Source organism: Streptomyces scopuliridis RB72 (assembly GCF_000718095.1).
Classification (GTDB): Bacteria; Actinomycetota; Actinomycetes; order Streptomycetales; family Streptomycetaceae; genus Streptomyces; species Streptomyces scopuliridis.
In genome coordinates this window covers 63,189-87,858 of record NZ_JOEI01000027.1, presented here as the reverse complement: position 1 = coordinate 87,858, position 24,670 = coordinate 63,189, and the positions used below count along the sequence as shown (strand labels likewise).

The 24,670-nt window shown below is 71.2% G+C and carries 22 protein-coding genes and 1 tRNA gene; 15 read left to right on the top strand and 8 right to left on the bottom strand.

The annotated features are described in order from the left end of the window. The first annotated feature begins 182 nt into the window (after nt 1-182). Together IF11_RS0128640 and IF11_RS0128635 are read left to right on the top strand one after the other, a co-directional pair. The gene (locus IF11_RS0128640) at nt 183-1,055 is read left to right on the top strand and encodes a DMT family transporter (RefSeq protein WP_030354649.1); all 873 of its coding nucleotides are present in this window, start codon (nt 183-185) and stop codon (nt 1,053-1,055) included. Nucleotides 1,056-1,208: 153 nt separating this feature from the next. Beyond that, complete coding sequence (locus IF11_RS0128635; protein WP_240627561.1) at nt 1,209-3,713, top strand: NB-ARC domain-containing protein; 2,505 nt, start codon at nt 1,209-1,211, stop codon at nt 3,711-3,713. A 21-nt stretch (nt 3,714-3,734) separates the two neighbouring features. Here IF11_RS0128635 and IF11_RS0128630 read toward each other — a convergent pair whose 3' ends face one another. Next, on the bottom strand, nt 3,735-5,345 hold the full coding sequence (locus IF11_RS0128630; RefSeq protein ID WP_037728814.1) for a hypothetical protein: 1,611 nt from the start codon (nt 5,343-5,345) through the stop codon (nt 3,735-3,737). A 285-nt stretch (nt 5,346-5,630) separates the two neighbouring features. Further along, nucleotides 5,631-6,074, bottom strand: a complete 444-nt coding sequence (locus tag IF11_RS0128625; protein ID WP_030354646.1) for a PAS domain-containing protein — start codon at nt 6,072-6,074, stop codon at nt 5,631-5,633. Nucleotides 6,075-6,278: 204 nt separating this feature from the next. Between IF11_RS0128625 and IF11_RS0128620 the strand changes: the two genes are divergently transcribed. Further along, on the top strand, nt 6,279-6,782 hold the full coding sequence (locus IF11_RS0128620; RefSeq protein ID WP_030354645.1) for an inorganic diphosphatase: 504 nt from the start codon (nt 6,279-6,281) through the stop codon (nt 6,780-6,782). Nucleotides 6,783-6,835: 53 nt separating this feature from the next. Here IF11_RS0128620 and IF11_RS0128615 read toward each other — a convergent pair. Further along, nucleotides 6,836-6,923: transfer RNA gene (locus IF11_RS0128615), tRNA-Leu, on the bottom strand. Nucleotides 6,924-7,180: 257 nt separating this feature from the next. On the opposite strand from IF11_RS0128615, the gene IF11_RS0128610 reads away from it, so the two are divergent. The 3 genes from IF11_RS0128610 to IF11_RS0128600 all read left to right on the top strand — a co-directional run bounded on the left by IF11_RS0128610 (nt 7,181) and on the right by IF11_RS0128600 (nt 9,822). Continuing rightward, nucleotides 7,181-8,506 (top strand): M20/M25/M40 family metallo-hydrolase, encoded by a 1,326-nt coding sequence (locus IF11_RS0128610; RefSeq protein ID WP_030354644.1) that lies wholly within the window; start codon nt 7,181-7,183, stop codon nt 8,504-8,506. A 149-nt stretch (nt 8,507-8,655) separates the two neighbouring features. Continuing rightward, nucleotides 8,656-8,889: a chaplin ChpH gene (gene chpH, locus IF11_RS0128605; RefSeq protein ID WP_030354643.1), complete on the top strand. Its 234-nt coding sequence runs from the start codon at nt 8,656-8,658 to the stop codon at nt 8,887-8,889. Between the two features lie 141 nt (nt 8,890-9,030). Then, on the top strand, nt 9,031-9,822 hold the full coding sequence (locus tag IF11_RS0128600; RefSeq protein ID WP_030354642.1) for a chaplin: 792 nt from the start codon (nt 9,031-9,033) through the stop codon (nt 9,820-9,822). Between the two features lie 109 nt (nt 9,823-9,931). On the opposite strand, the gene IF11_RS0128595 is transcribed toward IF11_RS0128600, so the two are convergent. After that, nucleotides 9,932-10,120: a DUF5703 family protein gene (locus tag IF11_RS0128595; protein WP_030354641.1), complete on the bottom strand. Its 189-nt coding sequence runs from the start codon at nt 10,118-10,120 to the stop codon at nt 9,932-9,934. A 47-nt stretch (nt 10,121-10,167) separates the two neighbouring features. Between IF11_RS0128595 and IF11_RS0128590 the strand changes: the two genes are divergently transcribed. After that, complete coding sequence (locus tag IF11_RS0128590; protein ID WP_030354640.1) at nt 10,168-10,818, top strand: hypothetical protein; 651 nt, start codon at nt 10,168-10,170, stop codon at nt 10,816-10,818. Between the two features lie 73 nt (nt 10,819-10,891). Here IF11_RS0128590 and IF11_RS0128585 read toward each other — a convergent pair whose 3' ends face one another. Continuing rightward, nucleotides 10,892-13,129 carry an ATP-dependent DNA helicase gene (locus IF11_RS0128585; RefSeq protein ID WP_037728812.1) on the bottom strand — a complete coding sequence of 746 codons (2,238 nt, stop codon included), beginning with the start codon at nt 13,127-13,129 and terminating at the stop codon, nt 10,892-10,894. Further along, entirely contained in the window at nt 13,126-14,109 is a 984-nt protein-coding gene (locus IF11_RS0128580; protein ID WP_030354638.1) for an aldo/keto reductase, read from the bottom strand. Before IF11_RS0128580 ends, IF11_RS0128585 begins: the two co-directional genes overlap by 4 nt. Before the next feature lie 128 nt (nt 14,110-14,237). Between IF11_RS0128580 and IF11_RS0128575 the strand changes: the two genes are divergently transcribed. Then, entirely contained in the window at nt 14,238-15,290 is a 1,053-nt protein-coding gene (locus tag IF11_RS0128575) for an LLM class F420-dependent oxidoreductase (protein WP_030354637.1), read from the top strand. A gap of 280 nt (nt 15,291-15,570) precedes the next feature. Then, the gene (locus tag IF11_RS0128570; RefSeq protein WP_030354636.1) at nt 15,571-16,356 is read left to right on the top strand and encodes a ferritin-like domain-containing protein; all 786 of its coding nucleotides are present in this window, start codon (nt 15,571-15,573) and stop codon (nt 16,354-16,356) included. A gap of 53 nt (nt 16,357-16,409) precedes the next feature. Here IF11_RS0128570 and IF11_RS0128565 read toward each other — a convergent pair whose 3' ends face one another. Beyond that, the gene (locus IF11_RS0128565) at nt 16,410-17,438 is read right to left on the bottom strand and encodes a magnesium and cobalt transport protein CorA (RefSeq protein WP_030354635.1); all 1,029 of its coding nucleotides are present in this window, start codon (nt 17,436-17,438) and stop codon (nt 16,410-16,412) included. 84 nt (nt 17,439-17,522) lie between these two features. On the opposite strand from IF11_RS0128565, the gene IF11_RS0128560 reads away from it, so the two are divergent. The 4 genes from IF11_RS0128560 (at nt 17,523) to mshC (ending at nt 21,120) form a co-directional block, all read left to right on the top strand. Next, complete coding sequence (locus IF11_RS0128560; RefSeq protein WP_030354634.1) at nt 17,523-18,209, top strand: histidine phosphatase family protein; 687 nt, start codon at nt 17,523-17,525, stop codon at nt 18,207-18,209. Nucleotides 18,210-18,347: 138 nt separating this feature from the next. Then, complete coding sequence (locus tag IF11_RS0128555; RefSeq protein WP_030354633.1) at nt 18,348-18,938, top strand: DUF3090 domain-containing protein; 591 nt, start codon at nt 18,348-18,350, stop codon at nt 18,936-18,938. After that, nucleotides 18,902-19,729: an SCO1664 family protein gene (locus tag IF11_RS0128550; protein ID WP_030354632.1), complete on the top strand. Its 828-nt coding sequence runs from the start codon at nt 18,902-18,904 to the stop codon at nt 19,727-19,729. The genes IF11_RS0128555 and IF11_RS0128550 overlap by 37 nt, the downstream gene beginning before the upstream one ends. A gap of 161 nt (nt 19,730-19,890) precedes the next feature. After that, entirely contained in the window at nt 19,891-21,120 is a 1,230-nt protein-coding gene (mshC, locus tag IF11_RS0128545) for a cysteine--1-D-myo-inosityl 2-amino-2-deoxy-alpha-D-glucopyranoside ligase (RefSeq protein ID WP_030354631.1), read from the top strand. A 77-nt stretch (nt 21,121-21,197) separates the two neighbouring features. Here the strand turns inward: mshC and IF11_RS0128540 are convergent, their stop codons facing one another. Beyond that, nucleotides 21,198-22,289: a PAC2 family protein gene (locus IF11_RS0128540; RefSeq protein WP_078490975.1), complete on the bottom strand. Its 1,092-nt coding sequence runs from the start codon at nt 22,287-22,289 to the stop codon at nt 21,198-21,200. A gap of 251 nt (nt 22,290-22,540) precedes the next feature. On the opposite strand from IF11_RS0128540, the gene IF11_RS0128535 reads away from it, so the two are divergent. Both IF11_RS0128535 and IF11_RS0128530 read left to right on the top strand, forming a co-directional pair. Continuing rightward, nucleotides 22,541-23,860, top strand: a complete 1,320-nt coding sequence (locus IF11_RS0128535; protein WP_030354629.1) for an enolase C-terminal domain-like protein — start codon at nt 22,541-22,543, stop codon at nt 23,858-23,860. Beyond that, the gene (locus IF11_RS0128530; protein ID WP_030354628.1) at nt 23,857-24,648 is read left to right on the top strand and encodes an SDR family NAD(P)-dependent oxidoreductase; all 792 of its coding nucleotides are present in this window, start codon (nt 23,857-23,859) and stop codon (nt 24,646-24,648) included. Before IF11_RS0128535 ends, IF11_RS0128530 begins: the two co-directional genes overlap by 4 nt. The last annotated feature ends 22 nt before the right edge of the window (nt 24,649-24,670 follow it).

Genomic DNA, 24,670 nt, shown 5'->3' with positions numbered 1-24,670 from the left:
TGTCCAGCTCAGCGGCGCGGCATGCCCTGTGCGCGGGTTGACGCACGTTTGAGTGAACGACGCCGTTGACGCGTTCGGCGCGCGCGTCGCGTCTCACGCCGGGGTCGCCCGTTCGGCCCCGCCCGGACCGCGCGCGCCGGGATGAGAGCTGTTCCGGAACCCGTCAGCCGCATGATGGACCGGTGATCAGTGTCCTGTTCGCCGTACTGACCGCGATCAGCAACGGCTCCGCCTCGGTGCTCCAGCGTCGCGCCGCGTCCACCGTGCCCGACGCCGAGGCGATGCATCTCTCGCTGATCAGGCACCTGCTGCGGAAGAAGGTGTGGCTGGCAGGGATCGGGCTGGTGGTCGTGGCCGCGGTGTGCCAGGCGGTGGCGCTCGCCACGGGACCGATCGCGGTGGTCCAGCCGATCTTCGTCATCGAACTGCCCGCCACCCTGCTGATCGCGAGCTGTGCCTTCCGCGTCCGGCTGAGCCGGTCCGCGTGGCGGGGAGTGGCCTCGGTGACCTGCGGACTCGCCCTGGGCATGGCCGCCGCCGCGCCGGGCGGGGGCAGCGAGAGCGTCCCCGGGTACCGCTGGATCCCGGCCCTGATCGTCACCGGGGTCTTCGAGGCCGCGCTGATCATCTGGTCACGGCGGCTGCGCGGCAACGCCCGTGCCGCGCTGCTCGGGCTCGCCGCCGCCTGCGGATACGCGCTGACCGCCGCGCTGATGAAGGACGCCGTGTCCCGGCTCGACAACGGCGGCGGCGTCCTCGCGCTGGTGAGCGCCTGGCAGCTCTACGGCATGGCGGTCGCCGGGGTGGGGGCGCTGTTCCTGCTCCAGAACGCCCTCCAGGCCGGCTCGTTGGTCGCGTCCCAGCCGATGCTCACCCTTGGCGACGCGCTGATCAGCATCACGTACGGGGTGACGCTCTTCGGCGAGAGCCTGCGCTCCGGCTGGTGGCTGCTGCCCGAACTCATCGGGGTGGCCCTGATCGCGGCGGGCTGTGTGGAACTGGCCCGCTCGCCCCTCATGACCGGAGCCAAACCCCCGCCGCCCCGGGTGCGCTGACACACCGTACGTCTCGTACGTTGCCGAGAGAACCGCTCCTCACGGCGTGGGTCGGGCTACCCAACCGTCTGTGATCTCTCTACGGTGGATTTCAGCGGCTGGATCAGCGGCTGGACGAGATCGCGCGTACGCGTACGCGTTACAGGGGGTTCTGTGGAAGGCGAGTTGGCGGCGCTGGCGGGGTCGGGTGCGACGGCGCTGGTCGGTCTCATGGTCTCCGACGCCTGGCTTCAGGCGAAGGGACGCCTGGCGCGTTTCTTCGCGCGCGGTGGCGACGAGGACTCTGCCGATGAGGAACTTCAAACCTCCCGGGAGGAGCTGACGGCGGCCCGCCAAGCCGACGATGGGGACGCCGAGGCCGGCGTCGCGGCGGATCTGCTCATCCGGCTGCTCCGCATCCTCCAGGAGGACCCCGCGGCGGCGCAGGAGCTGCGGCTCCTGTTGAGGGAGCTGAACCCGGGAGCGGACGGGCCCCCGGCCGTCACCATGAACGCCGGCGTCACCGGTGGTGTGCTGAACGCGCAGACCGTCCTGGCCGGACAGTTCCATGGCGGCATCACGTTCAACGTCCAGGAACCGCCTCCGTCCGGACCCGACACCAAGCCCGATCAAGTGCCGCCTCTGACGGTCACGTACATCAATCATGACGCGGACCTCGCCCTGCTCGACGGGTACCTGGGTGAGGGCGGTGCCGGTACGGCCCGGGTCGGATACGCGGGGCTCACCGGAATGCCCGGTGTCGGCAAGAGGGCTCTGGCCCGCGAATGGGCCGCGCGGAACCGTCAGAGATTCCCCGACGGGCTGATCCATGTCGACTTCGGAACCCTGCGGGACCAGCGGGACCTGATGGGCGGTGATGTGTCGGCGGCGCTGCGGCAGTGCCTGGCCGCGCTCGGGGTGCTCGACCCGTATATCCCGCCGTCGTTCGAGGACCGGGTCAGGCTGTTCCGGTCGCGGTCCGCCGGCCGGCGCATTCTGATCGTGCTGGAGGATGTGAACCAGCCCGCGCAGGTCACTTCGCTGGTTCCCAACGGGCCGGGCAGTGCCCTGCTGGTCACCGGCAACGGCAAGCTCGATGAGCTGGCCATGGACGGTGCGCGCCTGATCCCCCTGACTCCGCTGGACAGGGCCGCCGGCCTGGATCTGCTGGCCGACCGCTGTGACCCGGGGGCCGTCGAGGCGGAACCCGAAGCCGCCGGGCGGCTCGTCGAGCTGTGCGCCGGTCTGCCGAAGGCGCTGCATCTGGTGGCGGCTCGCCTGGCGACGAGCCGAGGGCTCACGATGAGCCGCCTGGCCGACGAACTGGCCGATGAGACCCGCCGTCTGGCAGGGATGTCTTTACGGGGACGGGGGGAACATTCGATGTCCGCTGTACTGGGTCTCGCCTACTGGAGGCTTCCCGATGACGCGGCCCGGCTGTACCGGCTCCTGGGGTGGTTCCCGGGACGCGCGTTCGACGGGGCCACCGCCGCGGCCGCCGCCGACATCGACATGACGACCGCCGAGCCGTTGCTGAACGAGCTCGTAGAGGCGAGTCTCCTCGACCGCACGACGGACAACCGCTTCCAGTTCCATGACCTCGTACGCCTGCACGCCCGGGAGCGTGCAGTCGAGGAGGAGCCGGAGAGCGCGCAACGGGCGCTGGTGGAACGGGTGATCACGCACTACCTGGTCCTCACCGCCCTCGCCGACCGGGCCGTCAGGAAGGACCGGCTCAGGATCGCCGGCCTGGCCGAGGACCTGGCCGGACTGGAGCGGGACGCGCCGGACCCGTTCGCCGCCGAGGGCGGCCCCGCTCCGCTGGACTGGCTGGACGCCGAGCGCGCCACCATCCTCGCCGTCCTGCGCGAGGCCGCCCGACTCGGCCTCCACCACCTGGTATGGCCGCTGTCGGAGGGGTTCACGGTGCTCTTCCTGCACCGCAGATATCTGAGTGACTGGAAGGAATCCCTCGAACTGGGAGCGGCCTCGGCCGCCGCGACGGTGGTGCCGGCGGCCGAGGCGCGGTTGCGCAGCCTCCTGTCACGACCGCTGATGGACCTCGGTGAAGACGACCGGGCCCGGACGGAGTTGGAGACAGCCGTCGCGTGTGCCGATGTCTCGGGGCATACCGCGCTGCGCGCGTCGGTCCAGGAGTTCTTCGGACGGTACTGGGACCGCTTCGATCCTTCCCGGGCGGTAGCGGCGTACCGACAGTCGATCGAGCTCAACATCGAGGCCGGCGAACCGCGCGGGGCGGCCATCGCCACGTACTTCCTGGGGTGCGCGCAGGATGCGGCGGGCGATCACGACAGGGCGTTGAACAGTCTGCGCAGAGCGCGTCGGGACCTGTTGGGCCTGCCGGACGGGCCCGATCAGCGGATGGCGGCCCGGGCGTCGGTCGCACTCGGCGCCGTTCACGAGCATCTGGGCGATGCCGGCGAAGCGATGCGCGTGCTGAGCGAGGCGGCGGAGACACTGCGGGTGGAGGGCGCGAGTCATTACGAGGCGCAGGCGCTGCTACGGCTCGCCGACCTCACCGAACGGACAGGCGGTAGCCAGGACGCCGTGCGCGCGCGGCTGACCAGGGCCTTCGAGATCTATGAGGCGGGCGGCAGCCGGGACGCGGAGACGCTGCGCCGGCGTCTGGACCAGCTGGACGACAGGGGCGCTCCGTAACGGACGGCGGGGAACTCCGCATCAGCGGGGTGGTTCGGCCGGTGGTTCGGCCGGGAGGGGGTGCCGGAGGCGGAGAGCGACGTCCTCCTCCCGTACGCCGCCGATCCGAAGCGTCACGATGCTGCCGTCCAGGGGCGCCCCCGCGAGCAGACACGTATAGACCACCGCGGCCGGCAGGCCGGGGTCGCCGGCGGGGCCGGTGGCCGTCGCCTCCACGACCCGTCCGTCGCGCAGCCCCACCAGGCAGCCGCCCCCGCTCCCGCCCACAGCGGTGGCGGCGAGGCGGCTGCCGGGCAGCCGCTCCAGCGTGCGGCTGATCCAACGGAGCGCGGCGACCGCCGTCGGGGCGGGAGCGTGGCGGATAAGTACCGAGGCACTCTCGGTCAGCCGCCGGTCCCGCTCCTCCTCGTCGCACGCGAGATGCAGAAAGACGTCGGCGCCCTCGCCACCACCGTCGGAAACGGCCGCGGGGTGACGGCGTACGGTGACCGTCCACTGCCCGGCGTCCGAGAACGCGGTGGTGGCCACGGCCCAGGAGGTGACGTCGGCCGCCGGGGTGGCGGGCCGGGGGAGTGCCAGTGGGGGCGCCGGGGCCGTGTCGGGCTCCGTCAGTTTCATGAGGCGGTATACGGCGGTGCGCAGCCGCGCGAGAGCCTGACCGGGTTCGGCGAAGGCATGGGCGGAGATCTCGGCGTAGCGCCCGGGAGTGTGGTCGCGAACGGCGGCCTCGATCTGCTCGCGCATATCGTGCCGGGTGTCGAGGCGGGGCGCCGCTTGTCCGAGCCGGGCGATCGCCGTTCCGGGCACCGCGTCGTTCCCGTACGCGGCGAGCAGCACCGGCTTGCCCAGTGCGGAGCCGTACAGCGTCACGGAACCGTGGTCACCGATGACAACGTCCGCTGCCACGAGCGTCGGCTGCCAGTCATGAATCGGTGGGATCAGCAACAGGCCGGCCCGCAACGCGGCGCTCTGCAGCGTGTGGATCTGCCAGGAACCGTGCCCGGACCACACGTTGGGGTGGATGATCGCGGCCAGCTGGTACTCGTCGTACGGCAACGCTCCCAGCAGCCGGGCCGGAAGCTCCGGATCGCGGCCGATCAGCGACGTGGGGCCCCAGGTGGAGCTGAGCACCACCAGGCGTTGACCGTCGGCGACCCCCAACGCGCGTTTGTGGAGGTCGGCTTGTGGCAGGCTCGCGCGCAACTGGTCGAAGGCGGGATCTCCGACGAGCAGCGTCCGGCCCGCGGCTTTCGGGTGGGTGGTGAGCAGTTGCTCTTCCTGCTCCGGATGCGAGATGGCCAGCCAGGCGCGGCCGGCTTCCAGCAGTGAATCCGGCACCACGCCGGAGAGCCGGGTCCGGGGCGTACGGGAGTCCGGTACCAGCTTCTGGAAACCCACACCGTGCGGCAGGACCAGGACGGGGCAACCGTCCTCGGGTACGTCGACGTTCTCGCTGGCGGAGATGATGAGGTCCGGGCCGACGTCGGCCAGTTGAGCCCAGGGCATCACCCGGCACCCGGCATCGTGGAGCAGATCGAGGACCCCGTCGTTGAAGGCGGAGGTCGGGTCGTAGGCGAAGACGACGGTGACCCGGCTGTCGTCACGGAGGAGCGCGGGCAGTGTCTCCAGCACGCGGACGGTCGAGGTGACCGTACGGGCGGCTCGCGGCTCGCGGCTCGCGGCTCGCGGCTCGCGGCTCGCGGCTCGCGGCTCGCGGCTCGCGGCTCGCGGCTCGCGGCTCGCGGCTCGCGGCCAGGGTCGGCTTAGCGAACTTCGGCCTTCGCCGCAACCCTTCTGGCAGATAGCTGTGATGCACGAGCCCCACCGTACCGGTGGGATGTTCCACCCGGGCGGAGACCGGGTACGCGGCGCGGCTGCCGGCCCTCCGGCGGGCCCGCGGGAACTCGCCCAGCCCGCTCAGGACGCCGAGTGGTTCGGCGTGGCTTCCAGCAGCCGTCGGCGTACCTCCTTCTCCTGGGCCCGCCGCGCGGTGACATCCCGGATGACCGCACCGACATGGCTCGCGTTGCCCTCGGAGTCGGTCAGCAGCACCACGCTGAACTCGATGGAGATGGTCGAACCGTCCGCGGTGAGCGCGGGAACCGCCAGGAGGTCGTTGTCCCCGTACCTACTGGTGCCGGCGGCCATGGCCGCCACGAAGCCGTCCGTGTGACGCTGCCGGTGCTTCTCGGGGATGATCACATCCAGATCGCGGCCGGTGACCTCGGCCGCCGAATAGCCGAAGATCCGCTCCGCTCCCCGGTTCCAGTAGCGGATCAGCCCTTCACGGTCGACGATCACCAGACCGTCGGGGGCCCGCGCCGCCATCGCGAGAATCACTACGGGGTCCAAGTCTCCCATGACGCCTCCGAGTTGAGATGATCCGTCGTTGACACCCTACGGATCGCCGAGGCGATTGTATACAGTCGACCAAGCTTCGGACGAGGGGTGAGACAGGAAGGATCAAAGCCTCGTCCGGTGCGCGCCGCGCCCCTCGCGACACTGCCGGGCCGTACATAACGGGGCACACTGGTGCACGTGTCCGCGGTCGGGAGGCAGGTCGTGATGGACTTCGATGTGACCGTGGAGATTCCCCAGGGATCGCGGAACAAGTACGAGATGGACCACGAGCTGGGCCGTATCCGGCTGGACCGGCTGCTCTTCACCGCCACCCGCTACCCCGCCGACTACGGCTATATCGACGGCACGCTGGGGCGGGACGGCGAACCACTGGACGCGCTCGTCCTGGTCGGCGATCCGACGTACCCGGGGTGTGTCATCAGGTGCCGGGCGATCGGGATGTTCGTCATGCGCGATGAGAAGGGCCCCGACGAGAAGGTCCTGTGCGTGCCCGCGGGCGATCCGCGGCACGCCGTTCTCCGGGACATCGCCGATGTGGACAGCTTCGACCTGCTGGAGATCACCCACTTCTTCGAGGTGTACAAGGATCTGGAGCCCGGCAAGTCCGTCGAGGGCTCCCACTGGGAGGGGCGGGAGCAGGCGTACGAGGAGATCGAGGCGTCCAGGCTCCGCGCCGGCACCGCGGCCCGGCGAACCGGCCACGTCTGAAACACAAAGGGCGCCGACCGGAATCCGGCCAGCGCCATCAGTGGGTGTACTGCTGGTGTCCGAGGGGGGACTTGAACCCCCACGCCCGATAAAGGGCACTAGCACCTCAAGCTAGCGCGTCTGCCATTCCGCCACCCGGACCAGGTGTCTGCCGGGCGGCCCTGGGCCGTTCCGACGTGGAAAACCATAGCAAACATTCGACGGTGCCCGATCACGCCCCGTTCCGGATGACGACCCGGTGACCGGCCGGGTCGCAGGCCGGGTCGCGGCGCGGACGGCGGGCCTTGTGACGGGCGTATGACAGGCCGGGGCCTGTCTTGGGGTGCGGGGGCGGATCGCGGGAGTATGTGGAGGACCACCAGCGAGAACCACCAGCAACGACCGTGGGAGTGAGCAGCGTGAGCGAGCCGAACGCGGGCAGGACCGTCTCGGGCGAGGACGAGGTCGTCGACCTCTGCCGTGATCTGATCCGGATCGACACCAGCAACTACGGAGACCACTCGGGACCGGGGGAGCGGGCCGCCGCCGAGTATGTCGCGGAGAAGCTCGCCGAAGTGGGCCTCGAACCGCAGATCTTCGAGTCCCACAAGGGCCGTGCCTCCACCGTCGCCCGGATCGAGGGCGAGGACCCCTCCAGGCCCGCCCTGCTCATCCACGGTCATACGGATGTCGTCCCCGCCAACGCCGAGGACTGGCAGCACCACCCGTTCTCGGGCGAGATCGCGGACGGCTGTGTCTGGGGCCGGGGCGCGGTCGACATGAAGGACATGGACGCGATGACCCTGGCCGTCGTACGGGACAGGATGCGCAGCGGCCGCAAGCCCCCGCGCGACATCGTGCTGGCCTTCCTCGCCGACGAGGAGGCGGGCGGCACGTACGGGGCGCGGTATCTCGTCGACAAGCACCCCGGGCTCTTCGAGGGCGTCACCGAGGCGATCAGTGAGGTCGGCGGCTTCTCCTTCACCGTCAACGAGAATCTGCGGCTCTATCTCGTCGAGACGGCGCAGAAGGGCATGCACTGGATGCGGCTGACCGTGGACGGCACCGCCGGGCACGGTTCCATGACCAACAACGACAACGCCATCACCGAGCTGTGCGAGGCCGTGGGGCGGCTCGGCCGTCATCAGTGGCCGGTGAGGGTGACCAAGACCGTACGGTCCTTCCTGGACGAGCTGTCCGACGCGCTGGGCACCCCGCTCGACCCGGAGGACATGGACGCCACGCTCGCCAAGCTCGGCGGCATCGCGAAGATGATCGGCGCCACCCTGCGCAACTCCGCCGCGCCCACCATGCTCGGCGCCGGCTACAAGGTGAATGTGATCCCCGGCCAGGCGACCGCGCATGTCGACGGCCGTTTCCTGCCCGGGTACGAGGAGGAGTTCCTGGCCGACCTCGACCGGATCCTCGGCCCGCGGGTCAAGCGGGAGGATGTGCACGGCGACAAGGCGCTGGAGACCAGCTTCGACGGCAAGCTGGTGGACGCCATGCAGACCGCGCTGTCGGCGGAGGACCCGATCGCGCGGGCCGTTCCGTACATGCTCTCGGGCGGCACCGACGCCAAGTCCTTCGACGACCTCGGCATCCGCGGCTTCGGCTTCGCGCCCCTCAAGCTGCCGCCGGAGCTGGACTTCGCCGGGATGTTCCACGGTGTGGACGAGCGGGTACCGGTTGACGGCCTTCAGTTCGGTGTGCGGGTGCTGGACCGGTTCATCGACCACAGCTGACACGGGAGTTGGGGTTCCGGAAATCGACAACGTGTGCACACGCGACTGAGAAGAGTGAATGCGACGATACGCTCGTAGCCTCATTACTTCCTCCTCGTTACAGGTGTGCGGTCCGCGGCTGGGACCGCATTTGCCAACAAGGAGGAAGAATGATCAAGAAGGTCGTCGCTGCTGCGGCTGTTACTGGTGGTCTGGTGCTCGCGGGTGCGGGTATGGCCGTCGCCGACGCGGGCGCCCAGGGTGCCGCCATCGGTTCTCCCGGTGTCCTCTCGGGCAACGTGGTCCAGATTCCGGTCCACGTTCCGGTGAACGTGTGCGGCAACACGATCTCGGTGATCGGGCTGCTGAACCCCGCCTTCGGCAACGTGTGCATCAACGACTGACGTCGTCTCTCTCTCACCTCGTGAGGGTCTGAGCTCGGGTGGCCCCGGAGTGCGCGCCATGCACTCCGGGGCCACTGGGCATCCTGCCCCGGCACCGATGCCCAGGGCAGCTCCGGAAGGCAGAAGGCAGGGATCGAAGCTATGAGACAGGTCACGCGCAAGGGCCTGATCACCGTGGCGGCCGCGGGCGGGGTACTCGCACTCGGCGGCGGCTACGCACACGCGGACTCGGGAGCGAGCGGCACGGCCGCGAACTCGCCGGGGGTGCTGTCCGGCAACAACGTTCAGGTTCCGGTGCATGTCCCGGTCAATGTGTGCGGGAACACCGTCGATGTCGTCGGGGTGCTCAACCCCGCCTTCGGCAACAACTGCGCCAATGTGTCGGGCAAACCGTCCGGCGGCGGACACGGCGGCTCACACGGCGGGGGCCATGACGGCGGGTACGGCGGCGGCTCGCACCCCGGCGCCACACACACCGTCCCGGCGGGCGGCTCCCACGCGGGAGGCGGCGCGGCCAACTCTCCCGGCGTCGGCTCCGGCAACTCCGTCGAAGTGCCGATCGACATCCCCGTGAACGTCTGCGGGAACACCGTCGACGTCATCGGCCTGCTCAACCCCGCCATGGGCAACGGCTGCGCGAACGACGCGCCCGTTCACCCGCCGGCCAAGCCCGAGCAGCCCGGGGAGCCCGGAGAGCCGGCCGTCCCGCACGAGCCCGGCACACCGCCGTCCGAGCGGGCGATCCCGCCGGCGCCGGGCGAGCCCAGCGCCCCGAACACCCCTGAAACGCAGACCGTCGCACAGCCCGAGGGCACCGACGTCCTCGCGCAGACCGGTGCCGGCGCGCTCGGGATCGCGATTCCGGCGGGCGCGGGACTGCTCCTCGCGGGCACCATCCTCTACCGCCGCTCCCGGTCCCGTTCCGCGGCGTAGTCACACGGCTACGCACCATACGAGAACGGGCTGAAGCGCGACCGAAAACGGAACAGGGTAGGACAGGGCGGGCCTCGCAACAGCGGGGCCCGTTCCGTCGTACTCACCCTCACCAGGTGGCGCGCACCTGACGGATGATGCGCCGGCGCAGCCGCACTCTGCGGCTGCCGTCCCGGTGCAGGCTCAGACGGTCCAATTCCCAGTGTCCGTACTCGGCATGGTCGGTGAGCAGACGCGCCGCTTCCTTGCGGGAGACCCCGCGCGGCACGTACACGTCGACAAATTCGTATTCCGGCATCGCATCTATTGTGCGGGCAGAGCCCCGGTACGGATAGCGTCTGCACTATGTCTGATGCTGCGCAGCCCACCGCTGCCGAGGTACGCGCTGCCGCCGAGGCGGTCAAGGTAGCTCTGGACCGCCATCTCGCGGCGGTCGAACACCGCACGGGTGAGGACGACCCGGCTGTTTCCGACGCGTTCAACGCCCTCGCCGTCGCGGCCGAGGTCTATGACGAGCGGCTCTACAACCGGTACGACGAAGTCACCCCCTTCGAGATCCCGGACCCGGACGACTCACTGCCGCCCTACAACGGTCCCGAGGAGCCCAACGCCCTCAGTGTGCTGATCCGGCGCGACTACGCGGTCGTGGAGCCGCAGCGGCTGCTCGCACAGGCACAGCGCATCGCCGATGTGGAGGGGGACACCGACAACGGAGGAGTGGCGGGCGGCAGTGTGCATGCCGCCCTCGGTGTGCTCTTCGGCGAGTACGAACCGGACGAGATCGCCTCCCGGCACAAGGAGTTCGGTCTTGAGGAGGGCGACTCCACCCTCTGGGTGTCGGCCGCGGACGACCTCCCGGAGCCGGGGGAGTGGCTCTCGGCCCCCTTCGACCAGGCCGACCCCCAGCAGGTGGTCTGCCGCTTCGATGTCAGCGCGGTCTTCGACGAGGACGATCTCGACGCGGACATCGACGACCTGGAGGAACAGGACGCCTGACGCCCGTACGGCCCGCGCCGAGCCCTGGACGAGTAAGTCCGGGAGCGCGGGCCGTACGGACGCCAGGGCTCGCTCAGCCCGGCTGCGCCGCAGGGGCCAGCAGGCTCTCGATCAGCGGGCGCAGTCTGGTCGTCCGCTCCTGGGACGGGACGTCCGTCACGGCGTGCGGAAGCGCCTGGTCGACGCCGTGCACCACGGACAGATGGCGGTCGCCCCGGCTGAAGGCCGTATAGACCCATGGGCGGCTCAGCCCCCGCGCGGCGTCGCCGGGGAGCACCACGACCGCCGCGGGCCAGCGCATCCCCGCCGCCTGGTGCGCGGTGAGCGCCCAGCCATGCCGTACGGCCGACTCGACCCGGTCCCTGGGCACGACGACCACCGCGCCCTCACAGTCGAGACGCAGCCCCTCGGCGTCCGCGGAGACCACCGCCCCCTGGAGCGTCCTGCCGGGCGAGGGTACGTAGGCGATCCTGTCGCCCGGATCGAAGCCGCCGAACCGGCCGGGACCGGGGTTGAGACGCTGCTTGAGCGCCGTATTCAGGGCGCGGGTGCCGGCCGAGCCGCCATGGCCCACGGTGATCACCTGCGTCTGCCCGGCGTCCATCCCGAAGGCGCGCGGCACCGACTCGGCCACCAGTTGCACCGTGCGGTGCACCGCCTCGCCCGCGTCACGCACCGGAACGATCACGACCTCCTTGCCGGGGGCCCCGACCTGATGCAGCTCACCGATGCCGATGCCCGAGACCAGCTCGCCGATCGGCCCCGGGTCGGGGGTACGGGAGGCGAGCTGCGGGCACACCCGGGCGGCCAGCAGATCGGCGAACACCCGGCCCGCACCGGCCGACCACAGCACTCCGGGGTCACCGCTGAGGACCAGACGGCTGCCGTCGGGCAGCGACTCGACGATCATCGCGGCCGTCTCCACATCGAGCTGGGGCGCGTCCAGCACGACCAGGAGATCGAGCGCGAACATGCCGTCCGCGTCCCGTCCGGAGCCTTCCGTGCCTGCCAGCAGCCCGGCCACGGTGACCGCCTCCGCCGTCGCGTCCAGCCGGTCGCGGCCGTTCTCGCTGTGGGTCGCGACAACCGCGCGCATCCCGAGCGCGCGGGCGGCCCCGGCCAGGGCGACCGGTTCGGCGCGCGCGGCCTCGCCGCCGGTGTGCAGGACGAGCCCATGACCTGCGACCGCGCGGATCAGCTCGGCCGCCGCGCGCGGGGCCGCCGCCGCGGCCTCGTCCCAGGAGTCGTCGGGCCCGGTCTTGACCAGCCGGGCGAGCCCGTCGGCGAGGCTCTCCTCGGCGAGCGCGTACCGGTCGAGTCCCAGCAGCACCGGGGCCGGCGGACCCGCCTCGGCCGTGTCGGTACCGTCGGCCGGCTCCTCGCCCTCCGCAGCCTCGCTGTCCTCCGCGCCGGCTTCGGGACCGTCCTCGTAGCCGTCCTCGAAATCGCCTCCGAAGCTGTCCTCCGCGCCCTCCTGGAACACCAGCACGGCGCCCTCGGCGATCGCGTGCCGTACCGCCTCGTGGGGGTCGGGCACCGCGTGCTCGGCCAGCGTGCCCCGTACCGACGCGGCCTCCAGAGCCGTGTGCCCCTGGAGCGCGGCCCGTTCCAGCAGCCAGCCGACGAGCGCGGCGGCCCGCCGTTCGTCACCGGGGCCGCACGCCGCCCCGAGCAGGGCCCGCGCGAACCCGTCGGCCTGCTCGGGCCGTACCCCGGGGACGGCGAGCAGCTGCCACGGGTCCTCGCGCAGCACCTCCGCGGCCTGCTCCCCGAGCGCGGCGGCGACCTGTCCCGCGAGCGCCTCCGGCGCACCGCCCTCCGCCAGCACGGCCCGTACGGCGGACATCGCCTCGGCCGGAACGGTCTGCGGCACCGAAGAGGGCGCCGAGGAGCGCGCCGACGCGGGCTCAGCGGCGCGCGGAGACGGCTGGGGGCGCTCCGGGGCGGCGGACGCGCGCGGGCCCAGCAGGGACCGGTCCACGGGCGCGCCGCTCTCCACGGCCCGTACGGCGGCGAGCAGATCGGCGGCCTGCCCGCTCAGTTTCGTGCCGGCGGCGATGGGGCCGGCCTTCTCCGCCTTGCGCTGCTCGATCCGCTCCCGCAGCTCCCGCTGGGCGGCCAGCTCGGCCGCGGCCTCGGACACCTCGGCGGCGGTCTCGGCCGCCGCACCCTCGGCCGTCTTGCCCTCCGCGGTCTCGCCCTCTCCGTCCGGCGCAGGCCCGGCAGCGGCTTCCGCGTCGGGCCCACCCGCCGTGGCGTGCTCAGCGGCGGTCTCGGCCGCCCCTGCGGCGGTGTCGCGGTCCGTACTCACAGCGTGCTCCAGTCCTGGTCGGGATAGCGGTGCACGGGCGCCGACACATCGTCGAGCGCCTGGCAGATCTCGTCAGGAAGACTAAGGCTCTCCACTGACAGAGCGGCCGTGAGCTGCTGCGCGTTGCGCGCGCCGATGATCGGCGCCACCACCCCGGGGCGGTCCCGCACCCACGCCAGCGCCACTTCGAGCGAGGTCGTGGCGAGCCCCTCCGCCGCTGTCGCGACCGCGTCCACGATCCGGCTCGCCGCCTCGTCCAGATACGGCTCGACGAACGGGGCCAGCAGCTCGGAGGCGCCCCGTGAGTCGGGCGGTGTGGTGTGCCGGTACTTGCCGGTGAGCACCCCGCGCCCCAGCGGCGACGAGGGCAGCAGCCCGACCCCCAGATCGATCGCGGCCGGCAGCACCTCCCGCTCCACCCCGCGCTGGAGCAGGGAGTACTCCATCTGACTGCTGGCCAGCCGGGTCCGTATCCCGGGCGAGGCCAGCTGCCAGGTGGCGGCCTTGGCCAGCTGCCAGCCGCAGAAGTTCGACACCCCCGCGTATCTGGCCCGCCCGCTGGTGACCGCGATGTCCAGCGCGTGGAGCGTCTCCTCCAGCGGTGTGCCGGTGTCGAAGGCGTGGATCTGCCACAGATCCACATAGTCCGTGCCGAGCCGCTCCAGGGACGCGTCCAGCGCGGCGAGCAGATGCCCGCGCGAACCGTCGAAGCGCCGGTAGGGATCCGGCACACTCCCGGCCTTGGTCGCGATGATCAGATCGCGCCGCGGAACGAGCCGTTCGACGAGTTGACCGAGCAGATATTCGGCCTCCCCGCCGCCGTACACGTCCGCCGTGTCGATCAGCGTTCCGCCCGCTTCCCAGAAGGCCTTCATCTGGTCGGCGGCGTCGTGCTCGTCGGTGTCCCGTCCCCAGGTCAGGGTGCCGAGCCCGATTCTGGACACGCGCAGGCCGGTTCGGCCGAGATGCCTCTGCTCCATGGCTGCTGAGATTACTGGCCAGGGCCCCACGCGGAGAGAGCCTGTGGACAACCCGCCCCTGACGGATCCCCGTATCGCGCGCTAGAGTCCCGGGCACAGGGACGTTACTCATCGGTAAGGGAGTGGTTATGCGGCTCGGCATCAACCTCGGATACTGGGGCGCGGGGATGGACGGCGACAACCTCGCCGTCGCGCAGGAGGCCGACCGGCTCGGCTACGACGTCTGCTGGGCCGCCGAGGCGTACGGCTCCGACGCGCCGACCGTACTGAGCTGGGTCGCCGCGCAGACCGAGAGCATCGATGTCGGCTCCGCGATCCTCCAGATCCCGGCGCGCCAGCCCGCGATGACGGCCATGACCGCCGCCACCCTCGACTCCCTCTCCGGCGGCCGGTTCCGGCTCGGCCTCGGCGTCTCGGGACCGCAGGTCTCCGAGGGGTGGTACGGAGTGAAGTTCGACAAGCCCCTCGCCCGCACCCGGGAGTACGTGGAGATCGTCCGCAGGGCCATGACCCGTGAGCGGCTGTCGTACGAGGGCGAGCACTGGACGCTGCCGCTGCCCGGCGGCCCCGGCAAGCCGCTGAAGCTGACCGTGCATCCGGAGCGCGAGCACATCCCGCTCTACATCGCCGCGATCGGCCCCAAGAACCTGGAGCAGACAGGCGAGATCGCCGACGGCGCGCTGCTGATCTTCCCCTCCGCCGAGCACCTGGAGGACACGGCGATCCGGCATCTGCGGGCGGGCCGCGAGAAGGCCGGGCTGACCATGGACGGCTTCGATGTCTGCCCCACCGTGCCGATCGCGGTCGGCGACGACATCAAGGCGCTGGCCGATGTCTTCCGTCCGTACACCGCGCTCTACGTGGGCGGGATGGGCAGCCGCAAGCAGAACTTCTACAACCAGCTCGCGCGCCGCATGGGATACGAGAAGGAGGCCGCCGAGATCCAGGACACGTACCTCGCCGGCGACAAGAACGGCGCGGCGGCGGCCGTACCGCACGAGCTGATCGACTCGACCACGCTGCTCGGCTCCATGGAGCGGATCGCCGACCGGATGGGGGCGTACGCCGCCGCCGGGGTCACGACGCTGACCCTCGCACCGTCCGGTTTCACGCTCGACGAGCGGATCGCCGCGCTCCGCGTCGGCACGGAAGCCCTGGAGCGCGCCGGGCTGGTGTCGTAGCCGCCATAGCCCGTAGCTGCGCCGGCGCGTAGCTTCCTAGCCCGAACGGGCTACCGGATTCGCGCGCCCATAAGGGAAGTCTGCGGCCGTGGTGGGGGCTCGGGGGGTCTTCCCCGCCACGGCCGTCATGTACGACAACGCGTCCGGGCCCCGCTCGGTTACGCGCCGGGGCCTCCTTCGCGCTCCTTCTTTCGGCTCAGCCGCCCGGCGTAGCTGTTGCCTGTTACCCCGCACCCCATTTGACTCGGTTTCTGCGGATGTCTGTATGGAGGTGGCAGTGATGCTCTCGGCCCGAAGCCTGTTCCAGGAAATCCTGGACGACGACCGTTCCTTCCGGCTCTTCTGCTCCATCGCGGCCAGCGGCGAGGCCCAGGGAGGCTGGGAGAACGGCCGGATCGCCGCTCTGGTGCCGGAGTCCATGCGGGATCTCGCCCCGAAGATCGCCCGGCACGGCGCCGACGAGGACAAGCACGGGCGGATCTTCAACGCCCTGCTGAGGAAGCGCGGCCTCCAGCCGGTCCCGGTGCCCGCCGAGACCGACTACACCATGCTGCTGGAGCGGCGGGGCATCGGCCTCACCCACACGAAGCTGCGCCGTGACGAGCCGCTGACCGAGGAGGACGTCCTCGTCTACCTCTCGCACAGCCGGATCACCGAGCAGCGGGCCGCCGACCAGATGGTGATGCTCGTCCGGTACTTCGGCGACAATCCCGAGGTCGGCAAGGCCATCAAGATGATCAGCAATGACGAGGACAACCATCTCGCCTACTGCCACGAGGAGTTGCTGCGGCTGGCCCGCGCGGGCCACGGCCGTACGATCCAGCGCACCTTGAGGCACTGCGCCCTGTCCGAGATCAGGGTCTACCGTCAGGTGAGCCTCGCCGTGATGGGCCGGATGGGCCGGATCCTGGGCTGGCCGGCGCCCAAGTCGGCGGCGCTCGCCGTAGGGATCCACGCCATCTACGCGTACGAACGGCTCATCGGCTGGCGCCGGATGGTCTCGCTCACGATGCCGGAGCGGCGCGACGCGCTCGGCGGGTCCGCGACCGCCGCGCCGGCCTTCTGAACCGCGCCGGCCTTCTGAGCCTTCGCGCCGCCAAACCCTGACGCACCGGCGAGTCAGAGCCAGCCGCGACGCTTGAACGCCCGGTGCAGCCCGAAGACCACGACCGCCATGAAGGCGATCACGGCCGGGTACGCCCACGCGTATCTCAGCTCAGGCATGTGCTTGAAGTTCATGCCGTAGATCCCCGCGACCAGCGTGGGGACGGCGGCCATGGCCGCCCACGCCGAGATCTTCCGCATGTCGTCGTTCTGCCGCACCCCCATCTGCGCGAGATGCGCCGCCAGGATGTCGGAGAGCAGCCGGTCGAGCGCCTCCACCTGCTCATTGGCGTGCAGCAGATGGTCGTTGACGTCCCGGAAGAACGGCTGTGAGCCCGTGTCGACGAACGGCACCCCGGGGACCGCCAGCCGGGCCATCGGCATCGCCAGCGGGCCGGTGGCCCGGCGGAACTCCATCACCTGCCGCTTGAAGGTGTAGATCCGCTCCGCGGTCGACGTTCCCGATCCCGATCCCGGCCTGGACGACCCGGATCCGCCGTCGCCCCCGTTCGGCGCGAAGACCTCCTCCTCCAACTCCTCCAGATCGATCTGGAGCTCACCGGCCACCTCGATGTAGTGGTCCACGACCGCGTCGCTGACCGCGTACAGGACCGACGTGGGGCCATGCCTGAGGACCTCGGGCTCCGCTTCGAGTCGCTGCCGTACGGCCGCCAGCGGAGCGCCCTCGCCGTGCCGGACCGTCACCACGAACGAGTCGCCGATGAAGACCATCAGCTCACCGGAGGAGACGATGTCGTTCTCGGGCTCGTAGCGCACCGGTTTGAGGACCACGAACAGCGAGTCGTCGTAGACCTCCAGCTTGGGCCGCTGATGCGCGGTGAGCGCGTCCTCCACGGCCAGCGGATGCAGCCCGAACTCGCTGCTCACGAGGTCGAACTCGTGAGCCGTGGCCTCGTGCAGCCCGAGCCAGAGGAACGCGTCGCCCGTGGCGCGCGCCTCGGCGAGGGCGTCGGAGAAGTCGGCGGGGCCGTCGGTACGGCGTCCGTCGCGGTAGATGGCACAGTCCACGATCACGGCGGGCATTCTCCCCCCTCCGCATCCCGCCCGCATCCCTCGGGCACGTACCGGCCCATGACGCTGCCGTACCGACCGCCTACGCTGGCGGGCATGGCCACGTTGATCCTCGTACGTCATGGACGGTCCACCGCCAACACCGCGGGGCTGCTCGCGGGCTGGACGCCGGGGGTCGCCCTCGACGAGCGCGGCGCCGCCCAGGCCGCGGCGCTGCCCGGCCGGCTGGCGCGGGTGCCGATCGCCGCCGTCGTCAGCAGCCCGTTGCAGCGCTGCCGGGAGACCCTCCAGCCGCTGCTGGACGCCCGGCCGGAGCTGGCGCTCCAGACCGACGACCGGATCGGGGAGTGCCACTACGGCGACTGGTCCGGCCGCAAGCTCGCCGAACTGGCCGACGAGCCGCTGATGACGGTCGTGCAGCAGCATCCCTCCGCCGCCGTCTTCCCCGGGGGCGAGTCGATGCGCGCGATGCAGGCGCGCGCCGTCGACGCCGTACGGGAGTGGAACGCGCGCGTCGAGAAGGAGCACGGCGAGGACGCCGCCTTCCTGATGTGCTCGCACGGGGACATCATCAAGGCGCTCGTGGCGGACGCCCTGGGCATGCATCTGGATCTCTTCCAGCGGATCCATGTGGACCCCTGCTCGGTCACGGCGGTCCGCTACACCCGGCTGCGCCCCTTCGTGCTGCGGCTCGGCGACACCGGCGAGCTCACCGGGCTGGCGCCGCGTGAGAACACCGGCGGTGGCAGCGGCGTCGTGGGAGGCGGAGCGGGAGCACCGTGATCGCTCCGCGCAGTAGGGTGGACGCGCCGTCCGCGAGATCCAGGGGCTTCCCGGGACTCGCGGCCCGCCCATCGCGATGCACGACCCATTGCCATGACCGATGTGCCGTAACCGACGATTTCCAAGGGAGATCAGGACGTGTCCCGTCAGGTGTTCCTCTACGACCCGCCGGACCGCTTCGTGGCCGGTACGGTCGGGCTGCCTGGACGCCGTACGTTCTTCCTGCAGGCTTCCGCCGCAGGGCGCGTCACCAGCGTCGCCCTGGAGAAGACCCAGGTGGCCGCGCTCGCCGAGCGGATCGATGAGCTGCTCGACGAGGTCGTACGCCGTACCGGCGGCAATGCCCCCGTACCCGCCATGGCGCCCTCCGACGTCTCCGACTCCGCGCCGCTCGACGCCCCGGTGGAGGAGGAGTTCCGGGTCGGCACGATGGCGCTGGCCTGGGACGGCGACGAGCAGCGCATGATCGTCGAGGCGCAGGCGCTCGTCGAGCTGGACGCCGATACCGACGAGGACCTCGCCGAGGCCGAGGAGCGACTGCTCCAGGACGAGGAGAACGGCCCGCCGATGCTCCGCGTCCGGCTGACCGGCGCCCAGGCCAGGGCCTTCGCCAAGCGCGCCCTGGACGTGGTCAACGCCGGCCGTCCGCCGTGCCCGCTGTGCAGCCTGCCGCTCGATCCGGAAGGACACGTATGCCCGCGCCAGAACGGATACCGCCGCGGAGCGTGACGGCGGTCGATCTCCTCGCCAAGGGCGACCTGAAGGTGCTCGGGCGTATCCGCGAGGCGTCCAACGCGGTGCTCTACTGCTCCGTCTCGTACGAGGGCGAGGAAGCCCACTGCGTCTACAAACCCGTCGCGGGCGAGCGGCCCCTGTGGGACTTCCCCGACGGCACGCTGGCCCAGCGCGAGGTCGCGGCGTACGAGGTCTCCGAGGCGACCGGCTGGGGGCTGGTGCCCCCGACCGTGCTGCGGGACGGTCCCTACGGCGAGGGCATGTGCCAGCTGTGGATCGAGGCGGACGCGGACGGGACCGCGGCGCCGCTGCTGGCCCTCGTCGAGGAGGAGGAGCCGGGCGAGGGCTGGAAGGCGGTCGGCCTCGCCGAGGTGGGCGAGGGGGAGACCGCCCTGCTGGTGCACGCGGACGACGAGCGGCTGCGGCGCCTCGCCGTGCTCGACGCGGTGATCAACAACGGCGACCGCAAGGGCGGCCATCTGCTGCCCGCGCCCGAGGGCCGGCTGTACGCCATCGACCACGGCGTCACCTTCAACGTCGAGGACAAGCTGCGCACCCTGCTGTGGGGCTGGGCGGGCGAGCCCCTGCCGGAGCAGACGCTGGAGGTGCTCGGCAGGCTGGAGGAGGCCCTGATGGAGGGCGCGCCCCTCGCCACCCGGCTGGCCGAACTGCTCACCGTGGCCGAGACCGACGCCATTCGGTCGCGTGTGGGTGAACTCCGCCACACGGGCCGCCACCCGGAGCCCTCCGGCCAGTGGCCCGCGATCCCCTGGCCACCGGTCTGACCACGGCAGAAGACCGGCACAGGCACGGGCGGTACGACCACAGGTGCCGCTCGCGCCGGGAGGCCCTGAACACCTCGTGGCGGATCGCGCAAGAGCGCCCAACCGGCCAGGCCCCCCCATCCGGTTCGTATGCGGAATATCCATCCGGTTACGCTCATGACATGCATGCCTGGCCCGCTTCCGAGGTCCCCGCCCTGCCTGGCAAGGGCCGCGACCTCAGGATTCACGACACCTCGACCGATGGCCGAGTCACCCTTGAGCCCGGTCCCGTCGCCCGTATCTACGTCTGCGGCATCACGCCGTACGACGCGACCCACATGGGTCACGCGGCGACCTACAACGCGTTCGACCTCGTTCAGCGCGTGTGGCTCGACACCAAGCGGCAGGTTCACTACGTCCAGAACGTGACCGATGTCGACGATCCGCTGCTGGAGCGGGCGCAGCGCGACGGAGAGGACTGGGTCGGGCTCGCGGAGCGCGAGACGGCGCTCTTCCGGGAGGACATGACCGCCCTTCGGATGCTGCCGCCCCAGCACTACATCGGCGCCGTGGAGGCTATACCGGGCATCGTGCCGCTGGTGGAGCGGCTGCGCGACGCAGGGGCCGCGTACGAACTCGACGGTGACGTCTACTTCTCGGTCGAGGCCGATCCGCACTTCGGCGAGGTCTCACGCCTCGATGCCGAAACGATGCGGCTGCTCTCCGCGGAGCGCGGCGGCGACCCCGACCGGCCCGGCAAGAAGAACCCCCTCGACCCGATCCTCTGGCTGGCCGCGCGTCCGGGCGAGCCGAGCTGGGACGGGGGCAGTCTGGGCCGCGGCCGTCCCGGCTGGCACATCGAGTGTGTGGCCATCGCCCTGGACCATCTGGGCATGGGCTTCGACGTCCAGGGCGGCGGCAGCGATCTGGCCTTCCCGCACCACGAGATGGGCGCCTCGCACGCGCAGGCGCTGACCGGCGAATACCCGTTCGCCCGGGCCTATGTGCACGCCGGAATGGTCGCCCTGGACGGCGAGAAGATGTCCAAGTCCAAGGGCAATCTGGTATTCGTCTCGACGCTGCGCCGCGAGGGAGTGGACCCGGCGGCGATCCGGCTCGCGCTCCTGGCGCACCACTACCGCTCCGACTGGGAGTGGACGGACCAGGTGCTCCAGGACGCCGTGGAGCGGCTGGCGCGCTGGCGGGCCGCGGTGTCGCGGCCCGACGGGCCCTCGGCCGAGGCGGTGGTCGACGAGATCCGTGAGGCGCTGGCGGACGATCTGGACGCCCCCGCGGCGCTCACGGCCGTCGACCGCTGGGCGGCGCTCCAGGAGACCACGGGCGGTACGGACGAGGGGGCGCCCGGAGTGGTGTCGCGCGCGGTCGACGCGCTGCTCGGCGTCGCGCTGTAGTCACGTCCACGGGAGCGGGGCGGTGCCAAGAAGGCGCCGCCCCGCTCCCGTATGTCTCTGTCTTCCCTGAGGCGCGCTCAGTCCTCGGCGGGACCGGCGGGACCGGCGGGACCCTCGTCGTCCTCGGAGCCTGTGTCCCCGTCAGGACCGGCGTCCGGCCCGCGTCCTGAGCCCCGCTCGGGTCCCGGGCCCTGCTCGGGTCCCTTGCCCGTGTCGGGGCCGCCGCGCGGCGGCTTCTGCGGGCGGCGCCGGCCACCCGGCGTGTCGCGCAGGTAGGGCGGGCCCTCGCCACTCTCCGAGGCATGGCTTCCCGGACCCTGGCCGGGATCGCCGTCACGCCGCCGCAGATACCGCTCGAACTCCCGGGCGATGGCCTCGCCGGACGCCTCGGGAAGCTCCGCGGTGTCCCGCGCCTCCTCCAACGACTGCACGTACTCCGCCACCTCGCTGTCCTCGGCGGCCAGTTGGTCCACCCCCAGCTGCCAGGCCCGTGCGTCCTCGGCCAGTTCACCCTGCGGGATGCGGAGACCGATGAGGTCCTCCAGCCGGTTGAGGAGCGCCAGCGTGGCCTTCGGGTTGGGCGGCTGCGACACATAGTGCGGTACGGCGGCCCACAGACTCACCGCGGGCACGCCCGCGTGCGTACAGGCCTCCTGGAGGATGCCGACGATGCCGGTCGGCCCCTCGTACCGGGTCTCCTCCAGGTCCATCGTCCTGGCCAGGTCCGTGTCGGAGGTGATCCCGCTGACCGGCACCGGCCGGGTGTGCGGGGTGTCGCCGAGCAGCGCGCCCAGGATGACCACCATCTCCACGCCCAGCTCATGGGCGAAGCCCAGCAGCTCGTTGCAGAACGAGCGCCAGCGCATGGACGGCTCGATCCCGCGGACCAGCACCAGATCACGGGGCTTCTCACCGCCGACCCGCACCACGGAGAGCCGGGTGGTCGGCCAGGTGATCTTCCGCAGGCCGCCCTCCAGATAGACCGTGGGCCGGTTGACCTGGAAGTCGTAGTAGTCCTCGGCGTCCAGCGCCGCGAACACCTCGCCCTTCCACTCCCGGTCCAGATGCGCCACCGCGGTGGAGGCCGCGTCGCCCGCGTCGTTCCAGCCCTCGAACGCGGCCACCATGACCGGGTCGACCAGCTCGGGAACCCCGTCGAGCTCGATCACCCAGTGCCTCCTTCCGAAGTTGCCTCTCGTACGCACCAACCTTACGGCTTCACACCTGCCCGCCCGCAGCCCCGTGCCCGGCAGGGTGAACTTCGCCGTACCGGGGCATAGCCCAAAGAATTGCGATCCGGCATCGACGATTCATCCGAGCTGTGATCGTAATTTTCGTCCCGGCCCTGGACGATCGGGCGCCCACGACGCTATACATCGGATGACCAAAAGAGATCCGATGTTCTTCTCAAGGGGCGTGTATGAGTCAGACCGTCACGGGATTCGAGGTTCACGACATCCGCTTTCCCACCTCGGAACAGCTCGACGGCTCCGACGCGATGAACCCCGATCCCGATTACTCGGCCGCCTATGTGGTCCTGCGTACCGACGACGGTGCGGAGGGGCATGGCCTCTGTTTCACCATCGGGCGCGGCAATGACGTCACCGCGGCCGCCATCGGGGCGCTGCGCCCCTATGTCGTCGGGCGCCCGGCCCCCCGCACCCCGGCCGATCTCGCCGCGCTCTCCACCGAACTGACCCATGACTCCCAACTGCGCTGGCTCGGCCCGGAGAAGGGCGTGATGCACATGGCGGCGGGCGCCGTCATCAACGCCGCCTGGGATCTCGCGGCCAAGAGCGCGGGCAGACCCGTCTGGGAGTTCCTCGCCGCGATGACGCCGGAAGAGATCGTCTCGCTCGTCGACTTCCGCTATCTGACCGACGCCCTCACCCCGGACGAGGCTCTGGACATCCTGCGCGCCGCGGAGCCGGGGCGCGCCGAGCGCACCGCCCGGCTGAGGGCCGAGGGTTACCCCGCGTACACCACCTCGCCCGGCTGGCTCGGCTACGACGACGCCAAGCTGGTGACGCTCGCCGAGCAGGCGGTCGCCGACGGCTTCGAACAGATCAAGCTGAAGGTCGGCGGCGATCTGGACGACGACATCCGGCGGATGAAGCTGGCCCGCGCGGCCGTCGGCCCCGATATCCGGATCGCCGTCGACGCCAACCAGCGCTGGGACGTGTCCGAGGCGCTGCGCTGGATGTCGGCCCTCGCGCCGTACGAACCGCACTGGATCGAGGAGCCGACCAGCCCCGACGACATCCTCGGCCATGCCGCGATCCGGGCCGGCCAGCCGGTCAAGGTGGCCACCGGCGAGCATGTCGCCAACCGGGTCGTCTTCAAGCAGCTGCTCCAGGCCGGCGCCGTCGACTATGTCCAGATCGACGCGGCCCGGGTCGCCGGCGTCAACGAGAATCTGGCGATCCTGCTGCTCGCGGCCAAGTTCGGCGTGCCCGTCTGCCCGCACGCGGGCGGTGTCGGGCTCTGCGAACTCGTCCAGCATCTCTCGATGTTCGACTACATCGCCGTCTCCGGCAGCCTGGAGGGCCGGGTCATCGAGTACGTCGACCATCTCCACGAGCACTTCGCCGACCCGGCGGTGGTCGTCTCCGCGCGCTATCGGGCACCGAGCGCACCGGGCTTCTCCGCCCGGATGCTCCCCGAGTCCATCGCCGCGCACAGCTATCCCGACGGGCCCGTCTGGCAGGCCCGCCGCACTACCGAGGAGGCCGGCGCATGACCGCCGTTGAGGCAGCACGGGTAAGGGATTTCGAGGGGCTCGGCGCGCTGGTGACCGGTGGCGCCTCGGGGATCGGGGCGGCCGTCGCGACGCTGCTGCTCGCCCGGGGCGCGAGGGTCGCCGTACTGGACCGCGACTGCGCCGGAGCGCCCGCCGGAACGCTGACCCTCACCGCCGATGTCACCGACGACGCGGCGGTACGGGCGGCCGTGGACGCGGCGGCCGAGGAGCTCGGCGGGCTGCACACGGTCGTCTCCAACGCGGGGATCGGCGCCATCGGCACCGTCGTGGACAACCCCGACGAGGAGTGGCTGCGGGTCCTCGACATCAATGTCCTCGGCATGGTCCGCACGGCCCGGCATGCCGTGCCCCATCTGCGCCGCTCGGCAACCGAGCGGCCCGGCTGCGTCTCGATCACCCAGACCTGCTCGATCGCCGCCACCGCGGGGCTGCCCCAGCGCGCCCTGTACAGCGCCAGCAAGGGCGCGGTCCTCTCGCTGACCCTGGCGATGGCCGCCGACCATGTCCGCGAGGGCATCCGCGTCAACTGCGTCAACCCCGGTACCGCCGATACGCCCTGGGTCGGCAGACTGCTCGACCAGGCCCAGGACCCCGCGGCCGAACGCGCCGCCCTCGAAGCGCGCCAGCCCACGGGACGGCTGGTCGGCGCGGACGAGGTCGCCGCCGCCGTCGCCTATCTCGCCAGCCCGGCCGCCGCCGCCGTCACCGGCACGGCGCTCCCGGTCGACGGCGGAATGCAGGGCCTGCGCCTGCGCCCCGCCACCTGAGCTGAGCCGCACTCACGCATGT